The following is a 23,691-nucleotide window of genomic DNA, read 5'->3' as shown; positions in this document are numbered from 1 at the left end:
CCTATATATTTAACACATTCATTTTTATTACTAATCATATTTTGAACCTTTTTTATCTGAGGTTTTCAAATAATTCATAAACTTAGAAATCTGATCAATTATAATTTGAGCTTTAGCATTTAATTCTAAAAAATTATTCTCATCAATATGTTTTCTATCAAAACATCTTTGCAATTGAGCTTTGGTTTCACAACACGATCCTCTTGAATAACTCAAAAAAGTTATAAATTCCTTATTTCCTCCACGACCAAAACCTTCTGCTATATTATCCATAACGGATCCCGAAGATCCATTTATCTGCTCTCTCAATTTATAATCTTGTCCTAAAGCTGTAGCCAAAATTAAACTCCAAACCTGATTACTTTGTTCCCTCGCTAATTGATAAATTACCATTTCTTCAAAAGAATTATAATTCGCCATATTTTATAATGAATAATAGAAATAAACAATAATTAATCCCTCTTAACAATCGTTGATGACGCCTGTGCTGTACACATGACAACCAAATCGGCAATATTTACATGATACGGCCTTGACACTACAAAATGAATAATATCGGCAATATCTTCAGCCTGTAAAGGATCAAAACCTTTATAAACATTTGAAGCTCTTTCAACATCCCCTTTAAAACGCACTTCACTAAACTCTGTAGCTACTAATCCGGGGTGAATACCCCCTACTTTAATTCCGTATGGATTTAAATCAATTCGCATTCCCTGAGTAATAGCATCTACAGCGTGTTTTGATCCACAATAGACATTCCCATTTGGATAAACCTCTTTGGCCGCTGTTGATCCAATGTTGATGATATGTCCTGATTTTCTTTCTGTCATTTGCGGAATAATCGCTTTCGAAACATACAAAAGCCCTTTCACATTAATATCGATCATAGCTTCCCAATCGTCAACATCACCATTCTGAATTGGATCTAAACCATGTGCGTTTCCTGCATTATTTATCAAAACGTCAATTTCAGAAAAATATTCCGGTAATGAATTTATACTTTCAAAAACGGCATTTTTATCACGAACATCAAATGCTAAAGAATGTACTTCTGTATATCCCGAAAGTTCATTTTCAAGTTCAGTTAATCGCTCTTTTCTTCTTCCGCAAATAATAATTTTATAGTCATTCCTGGCAAAAATCTGAGCGGTTGCTTTTCCAATTCCGCTTGTAGCCCCAGTAATTAAAACTGTTTTCTTCATTTTTTTTGAATCCTTCTATTATTAAATTAAATCCTCAATCATTTTAAGCAACATCATCACCCATGCTTTCTGTCCAGATGGCAAACCAGTCTTCTTTATCTAATTCCAATTCAACCGCTTTCATCAATGACTGAATTCTGGCTACGTTAACCGTACCCGCAATTGGAATAACTCCGGCCGGATGTTTCAAAATCCAGGCAAGTAAAAGTGTATCAGAACCCAAACTGTATTTTTCAACCAGAGTAGAAAGTAATTTTTTTAAACGTCGTGTTTTTTTGGTGTCTTCCCTAAAAACAGTTCCAAGCGGATTCCATGACAATGGCCTAATTTCATGAGCTTGCATATAATCTAAACTTCCGTCAATCATGGATTCAAAATGAGTAGCCGAAAATTGCACCTGATTATAACTCACTTCCGTTTTTTGCCGAATTAATTCAGTTTGAGAGCTGGTAAAATTTGAAAGTCCAAAATCAATAATTTTTCCTTCCGATTTTAATTTTTCAACTGCTTCAACAATTTCATCAGCCTGCATTAACGGACTTGGTCTGTGCAATAAAAAAACATCAACATAATCTGTTTTCAGTTTTTTTAAAGATTCCTCAACTGACCAAATGATATAATCTTTAGAATAATCATAATGCTTGATTTTGTTGTTACGGCTTTCCGTAACCATCTGAATACCGCATTTAGTAATTAATTGCAATTTTTCTCTCGGAATTTTACTATTGTGAAATGCTATTCCAAAGTCGGCTTCAGTTGTATAATTGCCATAGATATCGGCATGATCAAAGGTGGTAATTTTGTTTTCGATACAAATTTGTATCATGTTTTCCATTTCTTTCGAAGTGAGATTTTTATCCCAAAGTCCCCAATTCATAGTGCCTGAAATTATAGGCGACAAGACAGTTTTATTCATGGTATTATTGTGTTATTTACGGTATTGATTATGCTTTAGTAGAGCATAATCATCAAAGTTCTTAAAAATATAAAAATAGAATCACAATTCGTCCTTAAAATTAGGTGATTGATCGAAGTTTTAACCATTTTTTAACATCTTACTTCTTAAAAAATATTCAATTTGCACTCTCAAAAAAAAGGCTTAAAATACAAGGTTTTAAAAATATTTATATGGAAGAAAATACAACGACTTTAGACATTAGAGCGATTAATGAAAAAATTGAAAGAGAAAGTGCTTTTATAGACCTTCTTACAATGGAAATGAACAAAGTTATTGTGGGTCAGAAACATATGGTCGAGCGTTTATTGATCGGGCTTTTGGGACAAGGCCATATTTTACTGGAAGGTGTTCCGGGATTGGCCAAAACTTTAGCGATAAATACATTGTCTCAGGCTGTTCAAGGTTCTTTCAGCCGTATTCAGTTTACTCCTGACTTATTACCAGCCGATGTTGTTGGAACAATGATTTACAACATCAAGGCAAATGAATTCTCAATTAAAAAAGGGCCAATTTTTGCCAATTTCGTACTTGCAGATGAGATTAACCGTGCACCGGCTAAGGTTCAGTCGGCATTATTAGAAGCAATGCAGGAAAAACAAGTTACTATTGGCGATACGACTTTTAAACTAGATCGCCCGTTTTTAGTACTGGCAACTCAAAACCCTGTTGAGCAGGAAGGAACTTACCAGCTTCCTGAAGCACAAGTCGATCGTTTCATGCTGAAAACCGTAATTGATTACCCAAAAATTGATGAAGAGCGATTTGTAATTCGTCAAAACCTAAAAGGAAGTTACGAAAAAGTAAATCCTGTAGTTTCTGTAGAACAAATTTTGCGTGCACAAGAAGCTGTTCGTGAAGTTTACATGGACGAAAAAATTGAAAAATATATCTTAGATATCATCTTTGCTACCCGTTATCCGGAGAAATACAAACTTGCGGACTTAAAACCGCTTATTAGTTTTGGAGCATCGCCACGTGGAAGTATCAATTTAGCCGTTGCGGCAAAATGTTACGCTTTCATCAAACGTCGTGGATATGTAATTCCAGAAGATGTCCGCGCTGTTGTACATGATGTTTTACGTCACAGAGTTGGGATAACATATGAGGCTGAAGCCGAAAACATTACTTCTGTAGACATTATCAACAAAATCGTAAACGAGATTGAAGTACCTTAAAAAAGTTGATGGTTGATAGTTTTTTGTTGATGGTATACAACCATTAACCAACAACCAACAACCGTAAACCAAATTACAAATGGATACAAAAGAGCTTTTAAAAAAAGTACGAAAAATAGAAATCAAAACCAAGAGACTGAGCAATCATATCTTTTCGGGTGAGTACCATTCTTCATTTAAAGGGCGCGGGATGACGTTTAGCGAAGTGCGTCAATACCAATATGGCGATGATATTCGTAACATCGACTGGAATGTTACCGCACGTTACAACGAAGCTCACGTAAAAGTTTTTGAAGAAGAACGCGAACTGACCATGATGTTAATGGTGGATATTTCTGGTTCAGAAGGTTTTGGTTCAAAAAATCAGTTTAAAAAAGACATCGTAACCGAAATCGCGGCAACGATGGCTTTTTCGGCTACACAAAATAATGACAAGATTGGTTTAATATTGTTTTCTGATAATGTAGAACTCTATATTCCGCCCAAAAAAGGTCGTTCGCATGTCCTGAGAATTATTCGTGAACTAATAGAATTTGAACCCAAAAGCCAAAAAACTGATATTGCACAGGCCTTGAAGTTTCTTTCAGGAACACAAAAAAAGAAAGCCATCGTTTTTGTAATTTCGGATTTCATGTCTGAAAATTATGAGCAGACTTTGAAAATTGCTGCTAAAAAGCATGATATTACTGGCGTTCGTGTCTATGATATCCGCGAAGAAAAAATCCCAAATTTAGGAATGGTAACCATGCTTGATGCCGAAACCGGAAAAATTCAATTGGTTGACACCAGTTCAAAATCAGTGCGAATGAATTACGGAAAACACTATCAGGAAAGAGTCAATTATTTCAAGGATATCTTTAGTAAATCAGGTGCCGGAGTCGTAAATACAAGAGTTGATGAAAATTATGTAACCAAATTGTTGGGCTATTTCAAATCGAGATAAAAATTTTTGATTAGTGATTAACGATTTTTGATTTCAGATTTGAATACAATATAATAGATTACTATGACCAAACAAGAATTAGAAGACAGATTGATCGATTTTGCTGCAACTATAATAATTGTAGCAAGCAATTTTGAGAAAAATTATGCAGGAACTCATTTATCAGGTCAAATAATTCTTTAAGGCGCTTCACCAGCTTTAAATTATGGAGAAGCTCAAAGTGTTGAGAGCAAAAAAGATTTCATTAATAATAAAATGAGACTTTGCTTAAAAGAATTAAGAGAAACTTTTGTTTGCTTAAAAATAATTGGAAAAGCAAATTTAACAACGGATTTAAAAAATCTGTCAAAAGCAAAAATAGAAGTCAATGAATTAATTTCAATCTTTGTTTCAAGTATAAAAACATCAAAAAACAATTCATAAGAATGAAGGATTAAAATTGGAAAATAAACGTCTCTATATATTTTCAGATAAAAATCTGAAATCAAAAATCGTTAATCTTCTATCGTCAATCAATCATCTTCAATCGTTAATCATAATGAAATTAAAATTTTACATATTTTTATTTTTACTGACATCAACTGTTTTTGCACAACAAAAGCAGATTGAAACCAGTATTGATACCACAAAAAATAAAATTGGAGCCGAGTTTAAGTTAACGCTTAAAACAATAGTGGATTCCAAATCGAAAGTTGTTTTCCCAAAACTAAAAACCATTGGTGCGTTAGAGGTTATTGAATCGTACCCAGTTGATACCGTAAAGAAAAATGACACTTATGAATTGATCAAAAAATATGGTTTAACTCAATTTGATACAGGAAAATATACCATTCCAAGTATTAAAATTTTGATTGATAAAAAACCTTTTTTATCAGACTCGATCCGTGTTGAGGTTGCCAGCATAAAAGTAGACACGCTGCAGCAAAAAATGTATGACATCAAAGATATTACCACTGTCGAAAGTGGTATTGGAGACTGGTGGAAATATGTTTTGGCTTTAGTAATCATTTTGGGAATTGGTGCTTTTGTATATTGGTTTGTAAAAAAACGCCAACAGAAAAAAATTGAGGAAGAAGTTTATAAAACACCTATCGAAAAAGCAACAAGTTTATTAAATAACTTAGAGAAAAAAGAGCTTTGGCAAAAAGGTGAAGTAAAAGAATATTACAGTGAATTAACGGATATCGCTAGAAATTATATTGAAGAAGCCATTCAGATTCCGGCAATGGAAAGCACTACTTCTGAATTGATTCAGGGAATTAAAACAGCTTCTGCCAAAAAGAAAATGACTCTGACACCTGAAACAGTCGAAAATTTAGAACGTGTTTTACGTCAGGCGGATTTGGTAAAATTTGCAAAATCGAAACCATTAGAATTCGAAATTACAGAGGACAGGAATAAAATTCAGAAAGTAATTTTAACGCTTGACAATGCTATCCCTACTGAAGTTCCGGCTGAAGAAGAAGATCAGTTGCTGAATGAAGCCCAAAAGCAGAAACAAATTAAAATTCAATTACAGAAAAAACGCAACAAACGTATCGCAATTGCAGTAGGAACAGTTGTTTTTTTATTGGCTGCAACAACCTCTTTCTTTATTGTGACCAAAGGGTTCAAATATGTTAAAGACAATCTTATCGGGCATCCAACCAAAGAATTACTGGAAGGAGAATGGATAAAAAGTGAATATGGAAATCCTGGAATTTTGGTTGAAACACCAAAAGTTTTAAAACGACTTGACACACAAAAAGTATTGCCTAAAGAAGCAATGGCTTTAATTAAGGAAATGCAGCTTTTTGGCTATGGAAGCTTAGTTGATAAATTTTACATTACAGTTTCTACTGCTAAATTTAAAAATCCAACAGAAATTGATTTATCAAAAGCGCTAGAAGGCAATTTAAAAATAATCGAAGCTCAGGGGGCAAAAAATATGATTACCAAACAAGAAGATTTTGAAACTAAAGAAGGCATTACTGGTATAAAAGGCTATGGTACATTTACTTTTATCAATGAAAACCTAAAATCAAGCACGAAGCTTTATTATGAAGTACTGATGTTTAAACAAGAAGGCGGCTTACAGCAAATTGCTATATTTCATGAAGAAGGAGATACGTATGCTAATGATATTTCGGATAGAATTTTAAATTCTGTTGAACTTAAAAAGGCCAGTAACTAATGAGAAAATTAACTTTTTTAAATCCGGAATTTTTTTGGTTATTTTTACTAATTCCAATTGCAATTGCCTGGTTTTTCTGGAAACGCAATCAACAATCGGCTACTTTAAAAATAAGCTCAACACAGGGCTTTAAAAATTCAGAGTCCCTTTTAACAAAATTAAAACCTTGCTTGTATATTTTCAGGATTATTGCATTGTGTTCCTTAATTATTGCTCTGGCAAGACCACGAACAGTTGACATCAGTAACCAGACTAAAACCACAAAAGGAATTGATATTGTAATGGCAATAGACGTTTCCGGAAGTATGCTGGCAAAAGATTTAAAGCCCAACCGTATGGAAGCTTTAAAAAGAGTAGCGGGAGATTTTGTAAGCGAAAGACCTAATGACAGAATCGGATTGGTTTTATATGCCTCGGAAGCGTATACAAAGACCCCCGTAACAAGCGATAAAGCCATAATTTTAGAAGCCATAAAAGGAATAAAATATGACAATGTCCTGAAAGACGGTACCGGAATTGGAATGGGATTGGCGACAGCTGTAAACAGACTTAAAGACAGTAAAGCAAAAAGCAGGGTTATTATTTTACTTACCGATGGTGTAAATAATGCCGGATTTATTGAACCCGAAACAGCTGCCGATATCGCAAAACAGTATGGCATAAAAGTGTATACCGTAGGAATTGGAACAAATGGAATGGCCGAATTCCCATATGCTTATGCGCCAAATGGAGGTTTCCTTTACAAAATGCAAAAAGTAGAAATTGATGAACAGCTCATGAAAAGCATTGCCCGTAAAACGGATGGAACTTATTTCAGGGCAACCAGTAATGATAAATTAGCCGAAATTTATAATTCGATTAATAAATTAGAAACCACAGAAATACAGGAATTAAAATTCTATGATTACGACGAAAAATACAGGTTTTTTGTGTTACTGTCAGGACTTTTATTATTGTTGGAAACAGGACTACGAAATACAGTTTACAGAAGCTTTATATAATATTTTAGTCCAGTCTCAGTTTTCAGTTACCAACTGAAAACTGCCACTGAAAACTGAAAACTAGAATTTAAAAATGGAATTAGACGAAAAAAAATATTTATATCTATTACTGCTCATACCAATTTTGGTTTGTGTTTTTCTGTTCAACATGTATTGGAAGAGAAAAAAACAACGGGAATTTGGTGATTTGGAAATGGTAAAAAGACTGAGCCCGGAACGTTCTGTTTTTAAACCTGTATTAAAATTAGTGGTATTTCTTTTGGCTCTTGCCTGCTTGGTTATAGGATTAGTAAATCCTAAGATGGGAACCAAAATGGAAACCGTGAAACGCGAAGGGATTGATATTGTTTTTGCTGTTGACGTTTCAAAAAGTATGCTGGCAGAAGACATTGCTCCAAGTCGTCTGGAAAAAAGCAAACAATTGGTATCTCAAATCATTAACCAATTAGGAAGTGACAGAATTGGAATTGTAGCCTACGCAGGCAGTGCTTTTCCAGTTTTACCCATTACCACGGATTACAGCGTGGCCAAAATGTTTTTGCAAAGCATGAATCCTGATATGGTTTCATCACAGGGAACTTCGCTGGACGAAGCTATCAGACTATCATCAACTTATTTTGACGAAAAGAGCAAGACAAGCAAGTTATTGATTTTGATTTCTGATGGGGAAGATCATTCTGAAGGAGCTTCTGTTGCAGCTGAAGAAGCCAACAAAATTGGAATGAAAATCATCACAATTGGCATCGGAACGGAAAAAGGAGGAACCATTCCGCTTAAAGAAAATGGTGTGGTTAAAAGCTATCAAAAAGACAATAATGGTGAAACTGTCATCACAAAACTAAATCAGGAAGGTTTAAAAGCTATTGCAAAAGCTACAAAAGGCGGTTATGTGTATGGCGGAAATACAAAAGAAGTCCTGGAATACGTAAAAAATGCGCTGAACAATATTCAGAAAACAGAATTTGAAGCAACGCAAATGGCTGAATTTCAATCTCAATTTCAATGGTTCCTTGGCTTCGCCTTTTTTCTTTTGTTTCTGGATATATTCCTTTTGGAACGAAAAACAAACTGGATCAAAGAGTTGAATTTATTTAACGAAAAGAAATAATTGTTTCGATAATCTGAAACAATAAAATAAAAAACAGAATGAAAAATTTACTTCTTTATATTTTACTAACGGCTTCTTTGGCGATTTCGGCACAAGAAAAGGATAAAACATTACCTGATGCCAATGAGGAGTATAAACAGAATAAATTTGTTGATGCTGAAGCAAATTACAGAATTTCGCAATCAAAATTTCCGAAAAAAGCTACCGCTTCTTATAATTTGGGAAATACAATCTATAAGCAAAATCAGATTTCTGAGGCAAAATTATCTTATGCAAAAGCCATAAAAAATGCTAAAACCAAATCAGAAAAACATAAAGCTTTTCATAATTTGGGGAATGTTTTTATGAAAGAAAAAGAGTATACGCAGGCTGTTGAGGCTTATAAAAATGCTCTTCGAAATAATCCAGATGACGATGAAACCCGTTATAATTATGCTTTGGCCAAACAAAAATTAAAAGAAAATCCTCCTAAAAACGACGATAAAAACAAAGATAAGGATAAGGATAAGGATAAAAAGAACGACAAAAAAGACGATCAGAAAAAAGACGGCGACAATAAAGATAAAAAAGACGGTAAAGACGACCAGAAGAAAAACGATAAAGGTGACAAGGACAAGGATAAAAAAGAGGGTAAAAGCGACCCGAAGAAAGATGACAAATCAGATAATAACGGAGAGCCAAAACCTATGCCGGGTGGAATATCAAAAGACCGTGTCCAGAATTTATTAGACGCCGTAAATAACGAAGAAAAGAAAATTCAGGATAAGGTTAACGCTCAAAAAGTAAAAGGAACACCTAAAAAAACAGAAAAAGACTGGTAGAGTTTTTGAATTAATCGTGTAACCGCTTATTTACTCATTAAGTGACATTCATTAAGATAAAAATAGATTATACGATTTAACAGTTAAACAAACAACGATTAAACAAGTAATGAAAAAATATTTAATTCTATTACTATTAAGTTTTCAGGGGCTTATGGCTCAGGTTCAGTTTGAAGCCAGAGTAAGCAAAAATACACTTGGACTCAACGAAAGACTTCGTATTGACTTCATGATGAATGTTGATGGGGATAATTTTGTTCAGCCTTCTTTTGATGGATTTAGAATTGTAGGCGGTCCAAGCCAGCAAGTTAGCCAGTCCTGGGTTAACGGAAGAAGCTCTTTTCAAAAAATATATTCTTATATCTTACAACCAAGCCAAAAAGGAACAATCGTTATTAAACAGGCTGCTATTGAATATAATGGCCAGACTTATAAAACATCGCCAATAAAAATTGTCGTTACCAATGCAGTTGCAGAGGAAAGGGATCCAAATGACAGACAGCCAGGTAACGGTGATGAAACACTGACTCTTGTTGCCGAAATTTCAAAAACAGACCCTTACTTAAATCAGCCCATTACGGTAGTTTATAAACTATACTTCAATAATATTGGCGTAACTGGGTTTAAGGAACTGGAGAAACCCAAGTATAATGATTTTTGGAATCAAAATATTGATATCAAGCAATTAGCCATTGAAGAAGGAACTTTTAAAGGCGAAAGATGTTACTTTGTTGTGCTTAAGAAAACCATTTTATATCCTCAAAAAGCCGGAAAACTTACAATTGAACCCCTTTCATTAGATATCGGCGTACAATTACCAACAAATCGACGTGATATGTTTGGTCAAATGATTTTGAATGAAGGGAATAAGGTAGTCTCTGCAGGAGCCAAAACGATATATGTAAGAGCACTTCCTGAAGCAACAAAACCATTAGGATTTGGTGGTGCCGTGGGTAAATTTGACTTTAGTGTTACTCCTTCGAAGACAACTTTAAAAAATGGGGAAAGCCTTGATTTAATTGTGAGTGCTTCCGGAACTGGTAATATGAAATTATTTACATTACCAAAACCGGTTGTCCCTAATGCCTTAGAAATGTATGACCCTGTTCATGATGAAAAGGTAACTACTTCTCTTGCAGGAATGTCCGGGAAAATTTCAGATAAGTATACGATTATACCTCAATACAAAGGAAAATATGCCATAAAACCTATGCAGTTTTCTTATTTTGATCTTAATTCGGGTTCTTATAAAACAATAACTTCACCGGAAATTATGATAGACGTTTTAGACGGACCAAGTCCTGAAGCTGTGGCATCTAATACATCCAAAAATATTATTGAAAAAACAGAACAATTTAAATATATAAAATCAAAAACCACTTTAGTTCCTATAGCTAAAAATGATTTTTATGGTTCAGATTTGTACTATGGATTATTACTGCTGCCTTTCGTGATTTTACCGATTATTGTCATTGCTAAGAAGAAGAAAGAAGCCATTGACAGTGATGTAACCGGAAACCGAATTAAAATGAACAATAAGCTGGCTAAAAAATATTTATCTGAAGCCAAAAAACAGCTTAACAACAAAGAACCATTTTATATTGCACTGGAAAAAGCAATGCACAATTTCCTGAAAGCCAAACTGCATATTGAAACTTCAGAAATGAGCAAGGATAATATTCGTGAATTGTTATTATCCAGAAATGCTAATCCTGAATCGGTTCAGAATTTCATCAGTTTAACTGAAAACTGTGAATTCGCGCGTTATGCTCCGGCATCAAGTGCCTCAATTCAACAGGATTATGATAAGGCTGTTTTGATTATTTCAGAATTAGAAAAACAAATTGTTTAATATAAAATTTTGCCGCAGAGCATATCAGTTTTATTTTCAATACACACTAATAAAATGAAAAATATAGTAGTCTATCTCTTTCTATTAATCTCACAGGTTTTTCTTGCCCAAAACGGCTTCGAGAAAGGCAATGCATTGTATCAAAAGGGGCAATATCAGGAAGCCATCCTGAGTTATGAAAGTGTAATTAAAGACAATAAGCAACATTCGGCAGAATTATATTTCAATTTAGGAAACTGCTATTACAAACTCAATAAGGTAGCTCCGTCTATTTATAATTATGAAAAAGCGTTGGTTTTAAACCCAAATGATACGGAAACACTGAATAATTTAAAGTTTGCAAAGAAACTGACAATTGATGAAATCAAGGAAGTACCAAAAGTTGGTTTTGCAAAATTACTTCACAATTTTACTTCTGTCTTTCATTACAATACATGGGCTTTGATTTCAGTGGGAATTGCTTTTGCTTTTTTATTAAGTTTTATTGGATACTATTTCTCCCAACTCACACTTTCAAAAAGAATCTATTTCATTGTGATGTTTATACTTCTTTTTGCATTGCTAATAACTGTTTCAGCAGGAATTTCTGAAAAAAATCAATTTGATAATGACAGACCGGCTATCGTTTTTGCAGAAATAAGCGAAGTCCGCAGTGAACCTCAAAAAGCAGGATCTTCTATCCTACTCTTACATGAAGGTGCAAAAGTGTATGTTATTCAATCTTTAGGAAGCTGGAAAAAAATTGAATTGACTGATGGCACTGAAGGCTGGATTGATGCTTCGGCAATTAAAGAAGTTAAATAGTATTTCTTTAAAAAGAGTTGCTTTTAATTTCCACAAAAATAAGGAGTTATTTTGGGTAGAGAAGTTGAACAATTATTAATCCAAAAAACAATTTGTTCTTTGATTTGATTGAATCGTAGTTTAAAAATTATATTAGGACTAAACTCCTAAAAGCCATGGCTGCTTCATAATTACTTATTGCAGAGTCATATTTAATGTTAGGATTCCCTGATATCTGCTGGATTTATTCAGTACATACCCATACCTGTTATAGTTTTGATATTATACAGGTCCCGCACATAATTTATCCGTTCCAACCTTTATTCAATTATTTTTAAGACTCTTGTTTGTTGCACTCATAATGTTATTGGAATGGGTGCGAAGTCGGGGACATTCGCACAGCACGCCCCTAGTTTTAATAATATTTATCTTTTATTGAACTCTTCGTAGAGCGGCACTCGCAGAGCAATCCCGATTTTTAAAGAACACTTCGAAAGCTGGGTTACTGTTCCAGCACCGAGAGGCGGTTTGCAACCCTCGCTTGCACAACGATTGCGGTAGACCTACTACCATCTTTTATACAGCTCGCAGTCGTTATTCATTCACAGCACACTCCGAGTGGTCAGGTTTTTTTATTTCTTATTTAATAAGCTAAATCCAAACATTAAGATTACAGTCGAGAGAAAATAGATTAACAATAATTTCCCATTTCTAAATTTATACTTACTCAATATGTGTTCATACTTTTTCTTATAAAAGACAGTAAAATAAGTAATTATCATGCTGGGAATAAATAACGTTACAATTGCCCAAGAGAAATTAGTTAATAATTTGCTGTTAGGAAATGTCACTAATTGCTCAATCTTATCTGCAATATTATAGCCAGTAAAAAATAAAATTGCACTTAATAATGTCGCAATATTGAATGAAAGCAGTAATGACATATAACTAAAAGTAAAAGGTTTCCAGTGCCCAGCACCACCATTTCTTATTCTTTCATAATTAATGGCATCAGCCCAAAGAGCATAGTATATATTCATTTTATTAATCGTTTACTTCTTCATAAATATCATAAACTAGTCGACCAGCAAAATAAAGCGCAGTACCAGCACCAATGGCCCATCCTACAGGATTTGAAGCTAAGAATATTACTGCCCCAATAGAAGCTGTACCGACTCCAACATCCAAATAGTCGATTGTAGTTCCTTCTTCCTGAACAATATCATTCATTGCCATTCCTACACTAATTCCAGTTCCAACTACTCCGGCTACTTTAGCATACTTGACCTACTTAGCATTCTTACCTAATACTTTGGTAGTTCTCCAAGCTTGCTGCTTAGGTGTTAATTTGCTCCATGAAACAGGATTTCGTCCAGTTTTAAAGGAAGTTCTAATCAGATTATCAGCATACTCTGTTCCTGCAGAAATTGATGTACCTGCCGCACCAATGGGGATACCCCAGTTAAATCCATCCCCTTGTCCTGCGGCATTAGACGATTCAGAAGTGGAAGACCTTTTTTTTCCGTAAACTACTACTTCATCTAATACTATTTCCTGCATCGTAGGTTCAGTGGTAATACCTAAAGCCTTTCCAATAGCCCCAAACAGCCTGCCAAACCAACTAGGTGAACCTGGATTCTCTGCATACCAGTCGGTCATCGATCTACTTGTTTCTCCTTGCTGTTCTGCGGCCCTTTGTGCTCTTAGTTGTTCTTCCCGTTTTTGCTCTTCCGTAAGCCAACCACTAGTATCTGTATATTTCAATGGGTTGTTCAGCACATACCCATACCTGTTATAGTTTTGCGTATTACCCGGATCCTGCACATAATTATCCGTTTGCAGGAAACGATGCAATTTAGGGTCGTACAAACGTCCGTTCATATGTATGAGTCCTGCACTCTGTAAATGCTCGTGTCCTGTATAACCTCTATCCAATATTGTAAGACCGTTTAAGATAGTACGTGCTCCGTTTTGTACTTTTATAATCGCACTCCAGGCATCAAAAAGACGTTTTTCCAGCACTGCTTCCGTGGCATCCGTAATAGCCAGAATACTGCCTTGGTAATCTCACTTTACCTCTGCTTTATGTAGACTTTCTAAAATAAAAAATTTAGTTCTATTATCACGAGCCACACGAAAGGATTCGTGCGGCAGCTGGGTGAAAGGATTCGTGCGGCAGCGTGGGGTAGATGTGCCTACATATGGATTAGCATTATATCCTAAACTTATGTATATTCTGTCAGGAACCATTAATCTGGCCATCGACGGTTTTTACCTGTTTTCAAGAGGTATAACTTCTATATTTACTTCTTGACCATCTTTTAAATGTCCCGGATAATACATTTCTGGTCCAAATGCTTTAAATCCCAAAACAAATATTTTGTAAAGTTTAGTACTATCAATTTTAATTTTAACAGAACCCATAGAATCCATTATATATATTTTTTCTACAGGAAAAGTCTTCATTAAGTATCCAGATCTTTCTTTCCTAACTTCTACAGTATCAAACAAATTAACTCTGCGTTGTTTGCTCTTACTATCAATTGAATTTATTTTTATAGTAATTTGGTTTTCTAAATCATTCTTTTTATTACAACTTGAAATTAAAAGAAACATTATAAAAATACTAACTACTCTCTTTGTTTTAAGGATGTCTGATTGCATATTACCACAGTATTCATCTATTTTCAAGAGAAACAACTTCTATATTTACCTCTTGGCCGTCTTTTAAATGTCCTGGATAATACATATCTCCACCTAGTACATTTAACCCTGTCACTGAAATATCATATATTTTAGTGGAGTCAATTTTAATTTTAACCGAACCAGTAGAATCTGTTATATATTCTCCAACTTTATCAAAAGTCTTCATTAAGTACCCAATTCCCTCTTTCCTAACTACTACATGATCAAACATATTAATTCTAGGCTGTTTGGTTTTACTATCAATTGAATTTATTTTTATAGTAATTTGGTTTTCTAAATCATTCTTTTTATTACAACTTAAAATTAAAAGAAACATTATAGAGATACATATTACTATTTTTTCTTTAAGGATGTTTAATTGCATATCTTGTTATGTTTATGTGATTCATTAATACTCCAGGGCTATAATATTGTCCCGTTAAATTTACATTGTTAATTACTGGCCATTGAAAATTACCGCTTACGGGACTGCCTTGAAATGGATTGTCTGGTAATTCCCCGTATCTAGCAGAAGGCCCATAGTCTGTTGGATTTCTTTGGTAGTAATTATTTACTTTCATTACATTAGGATATTCAAATACAAAATCGCCACCTCCATAAAAACCAACTGGGTCATAAAGATTAATTTCAGCAATATTTATATGCATTGCACCAAGTGTATTAGCTATTCTTACAGCGGCTGCACCACCACGGCTATGACCATAAATTATAATTTCTTTCCCTGCATTATATCCTCCTTCTAAATATTGAAGGATATCATAATCACCACAACCAAGTGTGCTTGTAAACATTGTTCCTCCTAGTTTATTAACTAGTCTTTTTAAATCTGGATTGCCACTTGCTTCTTCGCCTCCTGCTCCATAAATACCTGCAACAATTGTTTTAGATTTCCTTAACTCCTGCATCACATTATCCAATCCAGCATTATACTCGCCTTGATTTTGATTAACATAACTATTATACATCTGAGAATTTACTCCCTCGCCTCCCAAATTCATCCATTGCTGGGTGGTTATCCCATCTGCACCAATGCCTAACTACTGTCCATACCATTGAGCATACGCTAGACCATATTCTCTTTTTAATCGCTCTTCTTCGTCCCTTAGTGCTTTATCAGATTCCGCAGTCCAGCCACTTGGGTCTGTGTACTTCAATGGGTTGTTCAGCACATAGCCATAACGATTATAGTTCTGGGTATTAGCTGGATCCTGTACATAATTATCCGTTTGTAAAAAACGATGCAGCTTAGGGTCATACAAACGACCGTTCATGTGTATGAGTCCTACACTCTGTAAATGCTCGTGACCGGTGTAACCTCTATCCAATATTGTAAGACCGTTAAGATAGTACGTGCTCCGTTTTGTACTTTTATAATCGCACTCCAGGCATCAAAAAGACGTTTTTCCAGCACTGCTTCCGTGGCATCCGTAATAGCCAGAATACTGCCTTGGTAATCTCACTTTACCTCTGCTTTATGTAGACTTTCTAAAATAAAAAATTTAGTTCTATTATCACGAGCCACACGAAAGGATTCGTGCGGCAGCGGGGGTCATTACCTCTAGTAATCCAATTTAAAGAAAAATCCGTAGATGTGCCCATATATGGATTAGCATTATAACCTATACTTATGTATATTCTGTCAGGAACCATTGATCTGGCCATCGGTTACTAACTATTATTTTCCATCAAAAATAATTGTCCAATTCATATTATTTAATTCTTTTAATTTTAAATCATAGCGTTTTAGAAATAATTTATTATCTTTTATATAATCCCAACCTTTTGTTTTTAGAATTTGCGCATCTAAAATATAAATTGTTATGAATCCTTTATCTAATGGTTTTATGAAATTTTCAAAACAACTTTCGTAAGCATAAACTCGTGTTGTATTATTTTTAGTTAGTGTGTTTTTTGAATCGGAAATACGAATTTCTGGCAGTATTTCAAAATCAACTTCAGGTTTGTTAAAATATGTCTCAACAGTAGTTATTATTTTGTTTGATTGATTTATAATTTTTATCTCATTATGACATGGTTTTGGCTTATGACTATGTTTAACATTGAGAATTGGCGGATTATTTTTTAGATATACTTCTATTTCTTTTTTGTCTGCATACAACATTTCATCGATAAATGAATAAAGACTAACTTGATTATCTTTTAAAAAGAACCAAAACTGTGGATAGTTTTCAATTTTAAAAACTAAATCATACGTATTTGGAAAAATAAATTGTTCAACTACTTTTTCCATTTTTTTAAACTTTTCTGGGTCATCATCGAACAAATAGAAATCTAAAATATCCGAATCGCAAAATGTAAACCCAACTAGATTACTAAAATTTCTACTGGGCTTATTTATAATTAGTATTTCGTCCAATAAGATGTTCTTATCAATTTTAAGGTTTAACATCAAACTATCTACATCATTAGTTAAATACTTTTTATCAATCTTAAAAGTAGGTATTGTTTTAAATGTATAAAAAGGATAATCTACACCAAATCGTTCATTATTGTTTTTTAAAACATCTTTAACAACCTGATTGGATTTTTTATTATAGTCTCTTTCATTTTTTATATAGGTATGAATATCTTTTGAAAACGTAGTTTGCCCAAAAGCTATGTATGGAAGGACACCTAAAAAAAGTATAATTATATTTCTCTTCATTTTATTATCAGTTAAATTTTATGGTTCTTATAGTTGTACTTGAGGCATTAAAATCAGACATAGATAATGGTTGATAAGTGCTATTTTGAGGATTCATTACTTGAATAGAAGTTTGGTATCTAACAATTTCACCCTGAGAATTTAGTCTTGCTGTAACGGTTATCGTATTTATGCCAACAGTGTGCATTGTGCCATTATCATCATAGGTTATTGCTGATGGATTTCCATCTCTCATTTCAGCTCCAATTCTGAAAGCATTATTACGAACTTCACTAACATCTAAATTAAAACTACTTAAAGCATCCGTTTTTGATAATTCCCTAAAATCGGCTCCACTACTTTTGTCTAAATTAAGTACTGTACCATATTTGTATTCTATTATGGACTCCATTACTTCTTGTGTACATCCAACCTCTCGGTTTAATTGTTGATGTATAGGTAAATTACCGTCTGGAGAACTTGTAGTAGCAGGTAAACTAAAAATCGTTACATTCCCTGGCGTAGTAATACCTAAAGCACTTCCAATAACCCTAAACAGCCTGCCAAAAAAACCTGGAGATGAACCATCAGCACCAGTGTCTGGATTCTGTGCATACCAGTCGGCCATTGATCTACTCATTTCTCCTAGCCGCTCTGCGGCCCTTTGTGCTTCTAGTTTTTCCTCCTCTTGCGTAAGCCAGCCGCTTGGGTCTGTATACTTCAAAGGGTTGTTCAGCACATAGCCATAACTATTATAGTTCTGGGTATTAGTTGGATCCTGCACATAATTATCCGTTTGTAAGAAACGATGCAACTTAGGGTCATACAAACGCCCGTTCATGTGTATAAGTCCTACGCTTTGCAAGTGTTCGTGTCCTGTATAGCCTCTATCCAATACTGTAAGACCGTTTAAGATAGTACCTGCTCCGTTTTGTACTTTTATAATCGCACCCCAGGCATCAAAAAGGCGTTTTTCTACAACTGCACCTGCTGCATCTGTAATAGCTAAAATACTGCCTTGGTAATCCCTGTGTAAATATAAGTAATTTTGAGTGCTTCCGTTGCTTTTTAAGACTATAGGAGCAGTGTAACCATTGCCGCCAATGTAAGTAACAAACTCGGCTACTCCGGTTTGGATATTTACTTTTATCTCCATGCTGCCATCGGCAGAGTAGTACTTGCGGTTAAGGCGCAAGGTTTTGTCGGTGTTGGTATTACCATAAAACATGGTGCTGCGGTTATTGTTGTCATTGTAAGTAAAGCTTATTCGGTCTGGACCGTTTTGCTCCGTTATTTCAACCGGGCTTTTAAAAGCGTTGTAGCTTATGGTTTGCAGGGGCTTGGCCTGATAATACGTTAACGCTTCCGGCGTTACTGTTACCGAGGTGTTTTGATACGCCTTGTTGGTATTGGTGTAATTGTAGGTTCCCAACTCATTTTGGGTAATCCTGCCACGATCATCATAAGCCTGGGCAGTTTGAGAGATTTTACTGACGGTAAGGGCGGTTGTAACAAAGACATTGTTTGCAGTGGTGTTTACTTTTACAATCCTAAGGATTATCGTTCCGTATTGCGTTACGGTATGTTCAAATGTGTTTGTCCCTGATGCGAGTTCTTTTTTGAAGTAAAGAGCCGAGCCTGCTCCAACTTCTTGGATGTATATCTTAAAGGTATCAGAGCCTCCTACTCTATAAGCCGTTAAGTTTATACTGATTTTATCACCAATTGCAGCTCCCGTCAACAGCGTCTTTTTTAGGGTAGCCCCTGCAGCTGTTGCTTGTGTCACGAGTGCTCCCCCTGAATATGATGTAGTTGCTCCTCCTTCGGTTTCATAACCCGTAATATTGTTATCCTTATCGGTTTCGTGAAGAAAAGGGCTTGCTGTAATGATAGTGGTTAATCGGTCCTGATTATCATATTCAAAATTTTCAGTATGATTAAACAAACTGTTGGTACGACTGCTCAAATTCCCTTTTTGTGGGTCAAACACAGTATTGAGTGTCATTACATTTGTAAAGTTACTACCCGTTTTGTCATGTTTGAATTGTGTAGCAAAACCAAAAGAATCGTAAGTATTATTTATAACAATGCCATTGCCCAATTCTGCTATGAGCAATTGACCCCTGGCATTGGTTAAATTGGTTTGCCATAATACTTGCTGGCTTGTATTATCTTTTAGCTGCCAATGGGAACCATTTTTATAGGTATACTGGATGGTTTTACTACTTGTTTTTCCAGCCGCACCGGCTGTAGAAGTTTCGGTATTCACCCTGCCAAAAGCATCATAGGTCAATTGTTTGGTAAAAGTGGCATAAGGTGTGGTTTCAACAGATGACACCAGTCTTTTAGTAGCGTCATACGTATAGGCTGTGGTTGTAGTTGCATTGTTATCTGAGGCATTTACAAAAGTACTTGATGTTGGTAATTTGGTGGTACTATTATAGGTATACGTCGTCGTACTATTGGTATTGGTGCCTGTTATGGTTTTTTGGGTTAATTTCCCTACCGCATCAAGCGTGTAGCTTGTAGTACCGTTTGGCGAGGTTTCCGTTAAAACTTCTCCAAAATCATTGTAGGTGTAGGTATAGGTTCCCGATGACGGATCTGTCAGTTTGGTTTTCCTGCCCCAGCCGTCCTGCTCAATGGTTGTGGCTGTTCCATCATAATTGGATGATTTGAGATTACCATTGGCAAAATAAGTATAAGTAATCGTTCCTCCGGGAGTATCGGTTATACTTACCACATTTCCTATGGCATTTCTGGTTGTAACTTTGGTTTTAGCACCCTCACTTACCGTAGTGGTCAATCCGGAATAACTGATAGTAGTGGTTTTACCGGTAAAGCTGATATTTTGGGTTGGCCTTCCGTAGGCATCGTATTTGATTTCGTTCCACTGTGTAGGACTACCGCCGGAATACGGTTCGCTTACTCTATAATTTCTGTCATAAATATCGTATAGATAAGATACACTGGAGATATTCCCGTTGAGATCTTTTGCACTAGCGGTTATTTTTCGTCCTACATCATCATAGAGTTCTTCGCTATAGCTGCCGTCATCTCCGGTTACTGTTATTTTTGATTTCTCGTTACTTCTGGTATAGCTGTACGTATTGCTTTTACCCAAATAATCGGTAATTTTTGTTTTCTTGAACCAGGGATCATACTCATAACTCGTTTTGATGGCATTGCTCCAGGAATTCAATTCGGTTTGCTTATTTTCGAATTTTAAAGTTCCATTTGTATTGTAGTTAAATTCTGTTTTTAATCCTTCAACATTGGTACTTTGGGTTAAAAATCGTCCTGAAGTATCATACACATAACTAGTCACTCTAGGAGTCAACCCTGTAGCTGTAATGGTTTTTTTGGTAATGTTACCAAAAGTGTCATATACATTATCTTCGGTAATAAAATTGGTATTATGTCCTTTCTTTTTTATCTGGGTCAATAAACCAGCTGTATTATAAGCGTATTGCTCTTCAGAAGTCATCGTATCTCCTGATACTGTTACACTTTGGGTTTTATTTACAGGCCTGCCTACAACATTAGGAAAATTCGTAGGAGCGGCATAAGTCACATTGTTTATTGTAGTTTGTTTGGTTGTTCCTCCTTCTTTAACCAATATTGTTGATTGGGTAGGATTATTATAATCATCATATACAATAGAAGAGGTCTCAGTACTGGTATTCTCTAAACCATTGTATTGCTGTGAGGAAGTCGTTTTGAGATTAAACACTTTAGCAGGACTTAAAGCACTGGCGTAACCGGATTTTGTTTTACTAATAAAATTGCCTGGAGCAGCAGCAGCACTTGCGGCGTAATATCCTAATACGGTAAAACTCTCGGTATTGGCACCGCGGAGATTGGGGTCAAATTTAGAGACCGTTGATATGATATCATTGTTATTATTAAACCAATTGGTTCTGGCGGTGGCTTTAAAACCTAAGAATCCCAGACCTTCTACATTTGAAACGCCATCATAATAAGAATACACTTGTTTTTTATAACCGGCGGCACTTTGATTTTCTAACATAGAAACGACCTGCATACTTGAAGCCGACTCCATATTTGAATTAGGATAACTCTCAGAAAGAGAGCTATTATATATCGGTCCATAAGTCCCAAAACTACTAGCATTCAATGGTCTGTAAGTGATGGACTTCATTACTCCATTTCCTGTTCTAATGGATTTTAATAATTGATCCTTAGTGTTATCCTTAGTAGAATTAAAATAGAAAATTTTACTATTACTTAAAAAAGCAATTTCCAATGTTGAATTATAGGGTTTGTCTTTTGGTGCAATTGCTTTATCAGCAAAAGTGTAAATAGGTAGTATACTGAGGTTTATGTCTGCTTGTTGTGTACTTGTTGAAGATACTGAATAACTACTGCTAAATATTCCACCAATATTTTTATAACAGCTAATAGTTAAAGTCCCCAAAGTATTAGCAGAGTTGCGGAAGATATTATTTAGTATTAGATCGGCTTTTCCGTCTTTGTTATAATCAGAAGCAAAATAACGGTATATATTTCCAGGTTGATTCGTTAAAAACGGAATTCCCGCATAAGTTTGTGTCGTTTTTATAAAACCAATTCCTGTTGAAGAATATTTATACCATGTGGTAGAATTAGTTGCACTGGGAATAATAAAATCCATTTTGCCATCACCATTATAATCTCCTAAGACAATGGTTTCCATAGAGTTTTTCAAAATATTTGTATCTGAATAATACCATAATAAAACCAATTGATTGGTATTATTTAGGGCATAGCAGCTTACTTTTCCTACTTCAAACACCATAATATCTGATTTTCCGTCTCCGTTTACATCTGCCACTTCAACTTTCGTACCGGTTATTATTGTAGCTGATAATTCACCCGAATAGGTTAAAAAATTAGAAGTATTGTCTCTTTTTAAATCAACAAAATAGACTTTTTTTGAGCTGCATCCATTATCAATAGCCATCACATCGGTAAGTCCATCCCCATTAAAATCACCAGGAAGGATCATTTTTGGAATAATTTTATTAGAGCAACTAATTGGAAAATTCACCACTCTGTTATATTGGGTAAGAATAGTCTGTGAACCACTAAAAGAATAAATTGTAAAGGTATAATTAGTATCCGTCTTTTTAGCAATCGTCCATCCCTGTTTGGGCATTAAGTGATTCCCCGAACTCAACCAGGTAGTAGGAAAAATAGTTTCAAAGGCTCCTACATTTTGTTCATTACTTATACTTGTGTAACCGCCAGAACTAACATTCGAAAATAACCAATATTTTGCTTTACTGCCTGTCCCTGTGGTAGGATAGACTATAAATTCCATTTTTTCATCATCACTGAAATCTCCAGAGACAGTCTGATAAGATGAACCATCGCTTCCAAGGTTTAAACTGGTGTTATTACCAGCATACGAAATAGAATCTGGGGTATCTTCATAACTAAAAACAGTAGGATTATAACTTTTGGTATTATCACCACTTTTTTCGGTTATACTTGTTAATCGTTGATAACCTACAGAATTTGTATTGTAAGCCAATTGATAACTTCTAAAACCAATATTATTACTGGTAACAGTTATATTATTTAAAATTTTATCTTGTAAAATCCTATAGCCTGCTTCGTAAGATTCTTGAGGCTGGTTAGCAGTATTATAATTAAATTGTATTTTGTTAATAGGGGTTGTGGTACCAAGTGATCCGTAATTAATGCTGGCAATACTCAAACTATTATTGGTATCGTTGTAGGTATAGCTTATGCGAACTCCCTGAGGGTCTTCCCAATAAGTGATCCCCCAGGTAGTACCTGAGCGGGTACTATACACTGCTTTCGAACCATCGGGGTATGTTACAAAGAAGGATCCCGCAGGATATCCTGAAAAATTAGGCATTATAGAAATTTTAACATTTGAAAAATTTTCGGTTACATATGTAGAACCATCTGCACCAGATGTTCCTGATGTCAAAATTAATCGTTGTCCGTCTAAAGCAAAGCGATCCAAATTATCAAGATCTACTGCATCAATCTCGCCATCATGAAACTTGGTTGATGGAATTCTTCTAATTGCTGAAAGACCTGCAATATTCCACCCATAACCTGCCAGTCCATTAGCTCCCTGGCTGCTGTAAACTAAACTGACCTGAGGAACAGTTCCATTAATTCCTGGAGGAACCATAATAGGAATATTATAAGAAGCTGCTCCTGAAAGAGAAACAGACAATTGTCCTTCGGTAATACCCACTTCTGCAGAATTACCAGTAGGGGTTTGAGCATTTATATAGAAACTGAATCCTAATAGAAAAAAAATATAGTAAAATTGCTTCAT

The 23,691-nt window shown here is 34.9% G+C and carries 19 protein-coding genes and 2 pseudogenes; 9 read left to right on the top strand and 12 right to left on the bottom strand.

Features of this window, described 5'->3' with window-relative positions; all coding sequences use genetic code 11:
• Positions 1-30 precede the first annotated feature (30 nt).
• Genes J2W48_RS07765 through J2W48_RS07755 form a run of 3 tightly spaced genes read right to left on the bottom strand, consistent with a single transcriptional unit; the run spans position 31 to position 2,121 of the window.
• A complete protein-coding gene (locus J2W48_RS07765; RefSeq protein ID WP_310280059.1) occupies positions 31-420 on the bottom strand; it encodes a four helix bundle protein in 390 nt (129 codons plus the stop codon).
• Between the two features lie 32 nt (positions 421-452).
• Entirely contained in the window at positions 453-1,205 is a 753-nt protein-coding gene (locus tag J2W48_RS07760; protein ID WP_310280057.1) for an SDR family NAD(P)-dependent oxidoreductase, read from the bottom strand.
• Between the two features lie 43 nt (positions 1,206-1,248).
• Positions 1,249-2,121, bottom strand: coding sequence for an aldo/keto reductase (locus J2W48_RS07755; protein ID WP_310280055.1), 873 nt, complete (start codon positions 2,119-2,121; stop codon positions 1,249-1,251).
• Positions 2,122-2,333: 212 nt separating this feature from the next.
• On the opposite strand from J2W48_RS07755, the gene J2W48_RS07750 reads away from it, so the two are divergent.
• From J2W48_RS07750 to J2W48_RS07710, 9 genes and pseudogenes are all read left to right on the top strand, one after another.
• On the top strand, positions 2,334-3,338 hold the full coding sequence (locus tag J2W48_RS07750) for an AAA family ATPase (protein ID WP_310280053.1): 1,005 nt from the start codon (positions 2,334-2,336) through the stop codon (positions 3,336-3,338).
• A 79-nt stretch (positions 3,339-3,417) separates the two neighbouring features.
• On the top strand, positions 3,418-4,281 hold the full coding sequence (locus J2W48_RS07745) for a DUF58 domain-containing protein (RefSeq protein WP_310280051.1): 864 nt from the start codon (positions 3,418-3,420) through the stop codon (positions 4,279-4,281).
• Positions 4,282-4,479: 198 nt separating this feature from the next.
• Positions 4,480-4,704 (top strand): annotated as a pseudogene (locus J2W48_RS07740) (four helix bundle protein); the annotation flags it as partial.
• 115 nt (positions 4,705-4,819) lie between these two features.
• Positions 4,820-6,454: a hypothetical protein gene (locus tag J2W48_RS07735; RefSeq protein WP_310280048.1), complete on the top strand. Its 1,635-nt coding sequence runs from the start codon at positions 4,820-4,822 to the stop codon at positions 6,452-6,454.
• Positions 6,454-7,455 (top strand): vWA domain-containing protein, encoded by a 1,002-nt coding sequence (locus J2W48_RS07730; RefSeq protein WP_310280045.1) that lies wholly within the window; start codon positions 6,454-6,456, stop codon positions 7,453-7,455. The genes J2W48_RS07735 and J2W48_RS07730 overlap by 1 nt, the downstream gene beginning before the upstream one ends.
• 73 nt (positions 7,456-7,528) lie before the next feature.
• A complete protein-coding gene (locus tag J2W48_RS07725) occupies positions 7,529-8,563 on the top strand; it encodes a vWA domain-containing protein (protein ID WP_310280043.1) in 1,035 nt (344 codons plus the stop codon).
• Between the two features lie 38 nt (positions 8,564-8,601).
• Positions 8,602-9,384, top strand: coding sequence for a tetratricopeptide repeat protein (locus J2W48_RS07720; protein WP_310280042.1), 783 nt, complete (start codon positions 8,602-8,604; stop codon positions 9,382-9,384).
• A gap of 109 nt (positions 9,385-9,493) precedes the next feature.
• The gene (locus J2W48_RS07715) at positions 9,494-11,236 is read left to right on the top strand and encodes a BatD family protein (protein ID WP_310280040.1); all 1,743 of its coding nucleotides are present in this window, start codon (positions 9,494-9,496) and stop codon (positions 11,234-11,236) included.
• 54 nt (positions 11,237-11,290) lie between these two features.
• Positions 11,291-12,040: a tetratricopeptide repeat protein gene (locus tag J2W48_RS07710; RefSeq protein WP_310280038.1), complete on the top strand. Its 750-nt coding sequence runs from the start codon at positions 11,291-11,293 to the stop codon at positions 12,038-12,040.
• 611 nt (positions 12,041-12,651) lie between these two features.
• Here the strand turns inward: J2W48_RS07710 and J2W48_RS07705 are convergent.
• From J2W48_RS07705 to J2W48_RS07665, 9 genes and pseudogenes are all read right to left on the bottom strand, one after another.
• A complete protein-coding gene (locus J2W48_RS07705; protein WP_310280036.1) occupies positions 12,652-13,059 on the bottom strand; it encodes a hypothetical protein in 408 nt (135 codons plus the stop codon).
• Between the two features lie 4 nt (positions 13,060-13,063).
• Positions 13,064-13,255 (bottom strand): hypothetical protein, encoded by a 192-nt coding sequence (locus J2W48_RS07700; RefSeq protein ID WP_310280034.1) that lies wholly within the window; start codon positions 13,253-13,255, stop codon positions 13,064-13,066.
• A 51-nt stretch (positions 13,256-13,306) separates the two neighbouring features.
• Positions 13,307-14,041 (bottom strand): RHS repeat-associated core domain-containing protein, encoded by a 735-nt coding sequence (locus tag J2W48_RS07695; protein WP_310280033.1) that lies wholly within the window; start codon positions 14,039-14,041, stop codon positions 13,307-13,309.
• Positions 14,042-14,290: 249 nt separating this feature from the next.
• On the bottom strand, positions 14,291-14,710 hold the full coding sequence (locus tag J2W48_RS07690; protein ID WP_310280031.1) for a hypothetical protein: 420 nt from the start codon (positions 14,708-14,710) through the stop codon (positions 14,291-14,293).
• Positions 14,697-15,089, bottom strand: a complete 393-nt coding sequence (locus J2W48_RS07685) for a hypothetical protein (protein WP_310280029.1) — start codon at positions 15,087-15,089, stop codon at positions 14,697-14,699. Before J2W48_RS07685 ends, J2W48_RS07690 begins: the two co-directional genes overlap by 14 nt.
• A complete protein-coding gene (locus J2W48_RS07680; protein WP_310280027.1) occupies positions 15,070-15,723 on the bottom strand; it encodes a hypothetical protein in 654 nt (217 codons plus the stop codon). The genes J2W48_RS07685 and J2W48_RS07680 overlap by 20 nt, the downstream gene beginning before the upstream one ends.
• Positions 15,724-15,915: 192 nt before the next feature.
• Positions 15,916-15,996 (bottom strand): annotated as a pseudogene (locus J2W48_RS07675) (hypothetical protein); the annotation flags it as partial.
• Positions 15,997-16,400: 404 nt separating this feature from the next.
• Positions 16,401-17,390 carry a hypothetical protein gene (locus J2W48_RS07670; RefSeq protein ID WP_310280025.1) on the bottom strand — a complete coding sequence of 330 codons (990 nt, stop codon included), beginning with the start codon at positions 17,388-17,390 and terminating at the stop codon, positions 16,401-16,403.
• A 7-nt stretch (positions 17,391-17,397) separates the two neighbouring features.
• Positions 17,398-23,691: an FG-GAP-like repeat-containing protein gene (locus tag J2W48_RS07665; protein WP_310280023.1), complete on the bottom strand. Its 6,294-nt coding sequence runs from the start codon at positions 23,689-23,691 to the stop codon at positions 17,398-17,400.

Origin of the sequence: Flavobacterium piscis (genome assembly GCF_031457575.1) — a bacterium.
Classification (GTDB): Bacteria; Bacteroidota; Bacteroidia; order Flavobacteriales; family Flavobacteriaceae; genus Flavobacterium; species Flavobacterium piscis_A.
The sequence above is the reverse complement of the archived record's forward strand: the minus strand, read 5'-3'. Positions and strand labels throughout refer to the sequence as shown.

Bases quoted from the DNA above. Each gene is read 5' to 3' on its own strand.
- J2W48_RS07765 (WP_310280059.1), bottom strand. From the start codon at position 420: ATGGCGAATTATAATTCTTTTGAAGAAATGGTAATTTATCAATTAGCG.
- J2W48_RS07760 (WP_310280057.1), bottom strand. From the start codon at position 1,205: ATGAAGAAAACAGTTTTAATTACTGGGGCTACAAGCGGAATTGGAAAA.
- J2W48_RS07755 (WP_310280055.1), bottom strand. From the start codon at position 2,121: ATGAATAAAACTGTCTTGTCGCCTATAATTTCAGGCACTATGAATTGG.
- J2W48_RS07750 (WP_310280053.1), top strand. From the start codon at position 2,334: ATGGAAGAAAATACAACGACTTTAGACATTAGAGCGATTAATGAAAAA.
- J2W48_RS07745 (WP_310280051.1), top strand. From the start codon at position 3,418: ATGGATACAAAAGAGCTTTTAAAAAAAGTACGAAAAATAGAAATCAAA.
- J2W48_RS07735 (WP_310280048.1), top strand. From the start codon at position 4,820: ATGAAATTAAAATTTTACATATTTTTATTTTTACTGACATCAACTGTT.
- J2W48_RS07730 (WP_310280045.1), top strand. From the start codon at position 6,454: ATGAGAAAATTAACTTTTTTAAATCCGGAATTTTTTTGGTTATTTTTA.
- J2W48_RS07725 (WP_310280043.1), top strand. From the start codon at position 7,529: ATGGAATTAGACGAAAAAAAATATTTATATCTATTACTGCTCATACCA.
- J2W48_RS07720 (WP_310280042.1), top strand. From the start codon at position 8,602: ATGAAAAATTTACTTCTTTATATTTTACTAACGGCTTCTTTGGCGATT.
- J2W48_RS07715 (WP_310280040.1), top strand. From the start codon at position 9,494: ATGAAAAAATATTTAATTCTATTACTATTAAGTTTTCAGGGGCTTATG.
- J2W48_RS07710 (WP_310280038.1), top strand. From the start codon at position 11,291: ATGAAAAATATAGTAGTCTATCTCTTTCTATTAATCTCACAGGTTTTT.
- J2W48_RS07705 (WP_310280036.1), bottom strand. From the start codon at position 13,059: ATGAATATATACTATGCTCTTTGGGCTGATGCCATTAATTATGAAAGA.
- J2W48_RS07700 (WP_310280034.1), bottom strand. From the start codon at position 13,255: ATGGCAATGAATGATATTGTTCAGGAAGAAGGAACTACAATCGACTAT.
- J2W48_RS07685 (WP_310280029.1), bottom strand. From the start codon at position 15,089: ATGCAATTAAACATCCTTAAAGAAAAAATAGTAATATGTATCTCTATA.
- J2W48_RS07680 (WP_310280027.1), bottom strand. From the start codon at position 15,723: ATGAATTTGGGAGGCGAGGGAGTAAATTCTCAGATGTATAATAGTTAT.
- J2W48_RS07670 (WP_310280025.1), bottom strand. From the start codon at position 17,390: ATGAAGAGAAATATAATTATACTTTTTTTAGGTGTCCTTCCATACATA.
- J2W48_RS07665 (WP_310280023.1), bottom strand. From the start codon at position 23,691: ATGAAGCAATTTTACTATATTTTTTTTCTATTAGGATTCAGTTTCTAT.